The organism is Phenylobacterium sp., assembly GCF_031425575.1.
GTDB lineage: Bacteria > Pseudomonadota > Alphaproteobacteria > Caulobacterales > Caulobacteraceae > Phenylobacterium.
Genome location: NZ_JANPJP010000171.1, coordinates 1 through 7655, shown reverse-complemented (window position 1 = coordinate 7655; position 7655 = coordinate 1). Strand labels below are relative to the sequence as shown.

The window sequence follows — 7655 nt, the reverse complement described above, 5'->3', positions numbered from 1 at the left end:
TTCATGCGGGTGTGATCAACCAGGCCGATGGGTATGGGATCGGGTTGTCGGCTCTAATGACGGGCGGCCCTTCACAGAGGCCGGCGGCCTGGGAGTAGACGGACGTGAGTACTTCATTCGGATTTCGACGCGCTGGTAGCGCGGCTGCGGCGCTCGCCGTCGGCCTCTCCCTCGTCGGAGCCGCCCAGGCGGCGGAGCCGCAGAAGGCGCGTAACGTCATCCTGTTCGTCGGCGACGGCATGGGGGTCTCGACCCTCACGGCGGCGCGCATCTATCAGGGTCAGCTACGGGGCGTCGATGGGGCCTCCAACCGGCTGACGTTCGAACGCTTCCCCAACCTCGCCCTTGTACAAACCTATTCGGCCGACAGCCTGGTCACCGATTCGGCCAACGGCGCCTCGGCCATGATGACCGGGGTGCGGACCATCAACGGCGCCTTGGGGGTCGACGCGACCGTCGATCGCCAGAGCTGCGCGTCGACCATAACCGCCCGGGTCGACACCCTGGCCGAACTGGCCAAGCAACGGGGAATGTCGACGGGCGCTGTCAGCACCGCGGCGATCACCGACGCGACGCCCGCGGCGCTGTACGCCCATACCGGCGCGCGTAGCTGGCAGGGGGACTTCTCCATGCCGAAAGAAGCTGCCGCCGAGGGCTGCGTGGATATCGCCCGCCAACTGGTGGACGCCCCGCAAGCCGTGCGGCTGGACGTCGCCCTGGGCGGCGGGGCGACCTTCTTCACCTCGGCCAAGCGGCTCGACGGGCGCGACCTGACGCGGGAATGGGCCAAGCGGCCCAATGCGGCCTTCGTCGACACCGCCGAGGGACTTTCCAAGCTGCCCAAGGGGACGCGCCACCTGCTGGGCCTGTTCGCCGGGGAAAGCATGGCCCGCGAGAGCAGCCGTCCGGTTCAGGCGCCGCGCCTGACCGATATGACCAAGGCCGCCATCTCTGTGCTGTCCCAAAACCCCAAGGGCTATTTCCTGATGGTGGAGGGCGGCTTGATCGACAAGGCGCACCACCTGGGCCTCGTGCGCGACGCCCTGAACGAGACCGTGGAATTCGACGCCGCCATCGACCAGGCCCTGGCCATGACCGATCGGGCCGACACCCTGATCCTGGTGACCGCAGATCACAGCCACGGCCTGACCATCAACGGCGGACGCCGCGAAAGCCCGATCCTGGGTCTGGTCACCGACGCTCAGGGCAAGCCCAGGCTCGCGGCGGACGGAAAGGCCTACGGCATCCTGAACTATCAGACGGGCCCGGGCGGTCCCGGGGCGGGCGAGACCCGCCTCGACCCCACGACGGTCAATACGCTGGAACCGAACTATCGCGCCCAGGCCGGCATTCGCATGGACAGCGCGGCCCATACGGGGGAGGACGTCGCCGCCTACGCTCAGGGCCCGGGCGCGGAACGCCTGCGCGGCCTGATCGAACAGACCGACATCTTCGAGGTCATGCGCGAGGCTCTTGGCATCCCGGCGCCGAAGCGGCGCGCGAAGCCCTAGGGGCGAACCTATCCGGGACGGCGCCACGTCAGGGTTGCCCCGGGGCCCGCGCCCGGCCATATCCACGGGATGGAAGAGAGCCTGTTAGCCGACGTCGTCGCCGCCGCCCTGAAGGCCGGCGCCGACGCCGCTGAAGCCGTCGGCGCCGAGCGCGCCGCCCTGAGTATCAATGTCCGCCTGGGCAAGCTGGAAGAGGTGGAGCGCGAGGAGTCCCGCGACCTCGGTCTGCGGGTCTTCGTGGGCAAGCAGCAGGCCACCGTCTCCGGCTCCGACGTCTCGGCCGAGGCCCGCGCCAAGCTGGTGGAACGCGCCGTGGCCATGGCCCGCCTAGCGCCGGAGGACCCCTATGCCGGCCTCGCCGACGCCAGCCGCCTGGCGCGGGGCCCCTTCCCGGACCTTGATCTCTATGACGGCTCCGAGCCGACGCCGGAACAGCTGGAGGATCGCGCCCGCGCCGCCGAGGAGGCCGGCCGCGCCATGCCCCGCGTCGCCAATTCCGACGGCGGATCGGCCTCCACCTCCTCGGGCCAATGGAGACTGGTGACCTCGGGCGGCTTTTCCGGCGTTCACCGCGCCTCGAGCTATTCCATTGGCGTCTCGGTGATCGCCAGCGACGGCGACGAGATGGAAGGCGGCTATGACGGCCGCTCCACCCGCTGGCAGTCCGACCTGCCCACCCCCGAGAGCATCGGGGCGGAGGCCGGCCGCCGCGCAGCGGCGAGGCTGGGCGCCCGCAAGATCAACTCGACCACCGCCCCGGTGATATTCGAGAATCGCCTGGCCATGTCCCTGATCGGTCCGCTGATCGGCGCCATCTCCGGTCCCGCCATTGCGCGGGGAAACTCCTTCCTGAAGGACAAGCTGGGGGCCCAGGTCTTCTCCAAGGGGATCAACGTCACCGACGACCCGCACAAGGTGCGCGGCCTGGGCTCCTCTCCCTTCGACGACGAGGGGGTGGCCAACCGCGCCTGGAACCTGATCGACGACGGCGTGCTCAGCACCTGGCTGATGAACTCCTCCTCGGCCCGGCAGCTGGGCCTGGAGACCACCGGCCACGCCTCGCGCGGCCTGGCGGGTCCCCCGGGCGTCTCCACCACCAACCTGACCCTGCAGCCCGGAACCAAGACCCAGGCGGAACTGATGGCCGACGCCGGAAGCGGCGTCCTGATCACCTCGATGTTCGGGCCCTCGCTCAACGGCAACACCGGCGACTGGTCAGTGGGCTGCGCCGGCTTCTGGTTCGAGAACGGCGTCCTGGCCTATCCGGTGGCCGAGATCACCGTGGCCGGCAATCTGATCGATATCTACGCCCGCCTGATCCCCGGGTCGGACCTGGAGTTCCGGGGTTCGGCCAATGCGCCGTCGATCCTCGTGGACGGACTGGCCATAGCCGGGAAATGACCGATGCGGGCGCCGATCTGGAGCTGATCGTCGCCGCAGCCCTGGAGGCCGGCCGCCTCGCGGTGCGCCTGCGCGACGAGGGCCTGAGCGTCGAGATCAAGCCCGACAACACCCAGGTCACCAACGCCGACCTCGCCACCGACGCCTTGCTGACGCAACGCCTGCGGGCCGCGCGGCCGGACTATGGCTGGCTATCGGAGGAGACCGCCGACAACACCGCCCGGCTCTCCAACCGCCGGCTTTTTGTGGTGGACCCCATCGACGGCACCCGGGCCTTCATTCGTGACCGGCCCTGGTGGGCGGTCTCCATCGCCGTGGTGGAAGATGGTCTGCCGATCGCCGGCGTGGTCTTTGCGCCCGATGTTGAGGAGACCTACACGGCCGTCGCCGGCCAGGGCTCGCACATGAACGGGGAGCCGATCCGCGCCAGCGCCTGCGACCTGGTGGAGGGCTGCGGCATGATCGGCGACCAGCGGATGTTCGAGCATCCCTCCTGGCCGCAGGCCTGGCCCGCCATGCGGATCGAGGCCCGCAACTCGACGGCCTACCGCATGTGCCTTGTGGCCTCGGGCGCCTTCGACGCGGCCGTCGCCATCGTGCGCAAGAGCGACTGGGACCTGGCCGCCGCCGATCTGATCGCCCGCGAGGCCGGCGCCTATTGCGGGGATCATCTTGGCCGCCCCTTCGCCTACAACCGCGCAGAACCCTCGCAGTCCAGCCTCGTCTGCGCTGCGCCGCGACTGGCGCCATTGATCCTTAACCGGGTCGGGCATATCGCCTTGAGGAATTGATTCACTTCGGAAACCTCAGCCATGCCCGACAAGCAGCTCCTGCACCTCGTCATCGGTGGCGAACTTGAAGACCTCGAGCACAACACCTTCCGCGACCTGACCAAGGTCGATCTGGTGGGCGCCTACGCCAGCCACGCTGAGGCCGTCGCCGCCTGGCGGATGAAGGCCCAGTCGACTGTGGACAACGCCCTGATGCGCTATTTCATCATCCACGCCCACAAGCTGCTCGAGCCCGACAAGGACGATCACGACCACTAGGCTGGGCGCGGTCGCCAGCGATAGTGGCCGACCGGTTTGAGCTGCAGGAGGAGGCCGAGGCTCTCCTCCCGCGCCCCCTGGCCAATGTTGTGGACGACGCGGGTGGGCCCGCCGGTGGCCGTGACGATCCCCACATGGGGTAGGTCGCCGATCAGCAGGCGCCAAGTCAGGATGTCGCCCACCGCCAGGGGTCCCGGAAATCCCTGGCCGAAGGCCGGCCGCCGGGCGCGCCAGACCTGGGCGCCCCTCCGCGCCCAATAGGTCTCCAGATTCAGCACCCGGCGGTGGTCGATACTGGTGTCGGGCTTGGCCAGGCTCCAGGCCTGGGGATAGGCGCCGAAGTGGCCCGTCATGTCCTCATGGATGAGTCGCTGAAGATCGAGCTTCCAGGCGTCGCGGGCCGCACGGATCACCACGTCGCAGCAGACCCCGGTGGCCCGCGGGACATCGCCCCCCGGATAGGCGAGCCGCACATAGGCCGGGTCATAGCCCGTGGTGACGCCCACTTGAGCGCGGGCGGCGCGGGCCAGGGCCTCGCCGGGGCCGCCCGCCGCCTGGGCCCAGGCCGGCGCGGCCATCAAGCCTCCGATCAGGGCGCGGCGCGTTGGCATGGTCCTACTCCCGTTTGAGCAGGCCCTCGGTGAGTAGCCGGCCCCACATCTGGCTGCGGAAATCAGCCTTTATTTTGGCCTCGTCGTAAGCGGGGCTGTCGACCCATTCGAGGAAGGTCTGGCCCGCCGGTTCGCCCTCGGCCAGGTAGCGCTCGAACGTGTAGTCCAGCACCCCGGTCTTGCCCTGCTTGACGTGCAGGTACTTCAGCGACAGCTGCTCCAGGGCCTCGCGGATCGTCTTGCCCTGCCGGAAGTGCATATAGAAGACGCTCATGATCCCGGCCCGGTCCGCGCCGGACTTGCAGTGCATCAGGGCCGGATACTCGATCGTCTCGAACAGCTCTTTTGCGCCGTGCACGCGGGCGCGGCTGGGCACCTCCCGGCTGGTGACGGTGAAATCCACCATGGTCAGGCCCAGTCGCTGGCAGGCGTCCTTCTCCAGGGCATGGAAGCTGGCGTCGAACCCGCCGCGCAGGTTGATGATGGTCTTGACGCCGCGGCGCTTCCAGGCCGCCAGCTGGAACGGCCAGGGCTGGTTTGTGCGCACCAGTTCGTCGCTGATCCAGTGGGCGTTGGAGAAACCCAGCCGCAGATAGGCGTGGTCGCTCCACAGATAGTTCAGCGTCGTGGAAAGCCGCCCGCCGGGCGTGGAGAGATCGAAGTCGGCCAAGGGGGGCTCCGGGTGTTCGGACCCTAACTAAGCCGTGACGCCGCCAAACGGAAGCGCGGCGGGTGGTCCCAGCTATTGCAGCAGGGTGAGCGTATTGCCCGCCGGATCCTTGAAGTGGGCCAGGGTCCCGCCCCAAGGCATCTTCTCCGGCGGACCCAGGAAGGGCACGCCCTTGGCCTTGAGGTCCTCGTAGGTCGCCTGGATGTCGTCCACCTGGATCGAGGTTCCGACGAAGCGGCCCACCAGGGTCTCGTCGTCATGACTCCCGTCGTCGCGCTCGACGATCAGGTCGATCCCAAGGTCGTAGCCGACCGCCATCTCCATGTCCCACTTGGCTGTCAGACTGAGCGTCTCCCCATAGAACCGCTTGGCGGCGGCCATGTCATCGACCCAGATCCGCAGTCCGTAGATCTTCATGTGGCGCACTCCCTCACCAAAGCGGCGCCGCATTCTAGCGCATCGCCCCAAGCTTGACTTCCCGTCCCTGACAGCCGACCCCAGGATGATGACCGCGCCTGCCACCGACCCCGAGCTTTCGGCCCGCGCCCTGATCGCGCGGATCGCCGGGGTCTATATGCGGCCGCGCTGGAAGGCCTGGACCTGCGCCATGCTGGCCGCCATCGCCGTGGCGGTGCTGTCGGCCAAGCTGGTTCAGATCTTCGAGCCGGCGATCAACGACCTGCTGGTCAACCACAAGCCCGGCGCCCTGGTGATGGTGCCGCTCACCATCGCCGCCCTGGCCATCGGCCGGGCGCTGGCCCAGGTGATCCAGGCCTCCCTGGTCAACCAGATCGGCAACGCCGTGGTGGGCGACGTGCAGGTGCAGCTGTTCGGCAAGCTGGTCCGCGCCGACCTCGCCCACCTGCGGACCCAGCACTCCGGCGCCTATGTCTCCTCGGTGCTCTATGACGCCAGCCTGATCCGGGAAGCGGCCACCTCCGGGGTGATCAACTACACTCAGCACGCCCTGACGGTGATCGGCGCCATCACCGTGATGGTCTCCAACGACCTGCTCCTGTCCCTGACCCTGGTGGCCGCTGCGCCCCTGACCGGCCTCATCATGCGCCGGTTCTCCAAGAAGACCACCAAGGCCGCGAAGGGGGCCATGGCCGAGACCTCGGCCCTCTCCACCGCCATCATGGAGAGCCTGGACGGGGTTCGGGTGGTGAAGATCGAGAACCGCGAATCCTACGAGGAGGCCCGGGTCGCCGAGGTGGTGCAGCGCCGCCAGAAGCACCTGGTGAAGGGCGCCAATGCACGGGCCCGCGCCGCCCCGGCCACCGAGCTGGTGATGACCCTGATCACGGCGGCGGTCATCGCCTATGCCGGCTGGCGCGCGCAGTCAGGCGCCATGAACGTCGGGGCCTTCATGGCCTTCCTCCTGGCCCTGGGGCTGGCCTCCCAGTCCCTGCGGCAGCTCTCCAACCTGGCGACGGTGATGGCCGAGGGGATGAGCGCCGCGCGCCGCCTGTTCGCCGCCCTGGACGTCGAACCCGAGGTGCGAGAGCAGCCGGGGGCCGCGACCCTGGGCCGGGGCGAGACCACGATCTGCTTCAAGGGCGTCAGCTTCGCCTATGCTGGCGGTCCGCCCACCTTGCGCGAGGTGACCCTGGAGGTCCGCCGCGGCGAGACCGTCGCCCTGGTGGGCCCATCGGGGGGCGGCAAGACCACCATCCTGAACCTCATTCCCCGCTTCTACGACGCCACCGACGGCGGGGTGACCATTGACGGCGTGGACATCCGCGACGTGACCCTGGCCTCCCTGCGCGCCCAGATCGCCCTGGTGACGCAGGAGCCCTTCCTGTTCGACGAGACCATCCGCGCCAACATCGCCTATGCGCGTCCCGACGCCAGTCAGGCGGAGATCGAGACCGCCGCAAGGGCCGCCGCCGCCCACGACTTCATCCTCTCCCTGCCCGCCGGCTACGACACCCTGGTGGGCGAGGCGGGGGCCCGGCTGTCGGGCGGCCAGAGGCAGCGGATCGCCATCGCGCGCGCCTTCCTGAAGGACGCCCCCATCCTGCTGCTGGACGAGGCCACCAGCGCGCTCGACACCGAAAGCGAGGCCCAGGTCCAGGCGGCGCTCGCCCGCCTGATCGCCGGCCGCACCACCATCCTCATCGCCCACCGCCTGTCCACCGTGCGCGGGGCCGACCGCATCTACGTGATCGACAAGGGCCAGGTGGTGGAGACCGGGGACCATGACTCCCTGATCAAGAAGCGCGGCCTCTATGCGCGCCTGGCCCGCAGCCAGGACCTCGAGGCCGAGACAGCCGCGTGAAGAAGTTCATCCGCCGTCCGGCCGTGCAGGCCTTCCTGGGCTGGGTCCTGGCCGGCTATATGAGCCTGATCCGCCACAGCGTGCGCTGGCGCCATGAGGGGCTGGAGAGGGCTAACCCCGTACTCACCGCCG

8 protein-coding genes are annotated in these 7655 nt (G+C 69.0%); 5 read left to right on the top strand and 3 right to left on the bottom strand.

Going from position 1 to position 7655, the window contains the following annotated elements:
- The first annotated feature begins 104 nt into the window (after positions 1–104).
- From RMO97_RS09580 to RMO97_RS09565, 4 genes are all read left to right on the top strand, one after another.
- Positions 105–1511 (top strand): alkaline phosphatase, encoded by a 1407-nt coding sequence (locus RMO97_RS09580; RefSeq protein ID WP_310540633.1) that lies wholly within the window; start codon positions 105–107, stop codon positions 1509–1511.
- A gap of 69 nt (positions 1512–1580) precedes the next feature.
- Positions 1581–2912 (top strand): TldD/PmbA family protein, encoded by a 1332-nt coding sequence (locus tag RMO97_RS09575; protein ID WP_310540632.1) that lies wholly within the window; start codon positions 1581–1583, stop codon positions 2910–2912.
- Positions 2909–3703: a 3'(2'),5'-bisphosphate nucleotidase CysQ gene (locus tag RMO97_RS09570; protein WP_310540631.1), complete on the top strand. Its 795-nt coding sequence runs from the start codon at positions 2909–2911 to the stop codon at positions 3701–3703. The genes RMO97_RS09575 and RMO97_RS09570 overlap by 4 nt, the downstream gene beginning before the upstream one ends.
- Before the next feature lie 21 nt (positions 3704–3724).
- Complete coding sequence (locus RMO97_RS09565; protein WP_310540630.1) at positions 3725–3961, top strand: DUF4170 domain-containing protein; 237 nt, start codon at positions 3725–3727, stop codon at positions 3959–3961.
- Here RMO97_RS09565 and RMO97_RS09560 read toward each other — a convergent pair.
- The 3 genes from RMO97_RS09560 to RMO97_RS09550 all read right to left on the bottom strand — a co-directional run bounded on the left by RMO97_RS09560 (position 3958) and on the right by RMO97_RS09550 (position 5659).
- On the bottom strand, positions 3958–4572 hold the full coding sequence (locus RMO97_RS09560) for a DUF1287 domain-containing protein (protein ID WP_310540629.1): 615 nt from the start codon (positions 4570–4572) through the stop codon (positions 3958–3960). The two genes, RMO97_RS09565 and RMO97_RS09560, sit on opposite strands and share 4 nt — an antisense overlap.
- Positions 4573–4576: 4 nt before the next feature.
- Positions 4577–5242, bottom strand: a complete 666-nt coding sequence (locus RMO97_RS09555) for a fused DSP-PTPase phosphatase/NAD kinase-like protein (protein ID WP_310540628.1) — start codon at positions 5240–5242, stop codon at positions 4577–4579.
- A 72-nt stretch (positions 5243–5314) separates the two neighbouring features.
- Positions 5315–5659: a VOC family protein gene (locus RMO97_RS09550; protein ID WP_310540627.1), complete on the bottom strand. Its 345-nt coding sequence runs from the start codon at positions 5657–5659 to the stop codon at positions 5315–5317.
- Positions 5660–5747: 88 nt separating this feature from the next.
- Here RMO97_RS09550 and RMO97_RS09545 point away from each other — a divergent pair, with 88 nt between their 5' ends.
- Positions 5748–7523 carry an ABC transporter ATP-binding protein gene (locus RMO97_RS09545; protein WP_310540635.1) on the top strand — a complete coding sequence of 592 codons (1776 nt, stop codon included), beginning with the start codon at positions 5748–5750 and terminating at the stop codon, positions 7521–7523.
- Positions 7524–7655: the final 132 nt, after the last annotated feature.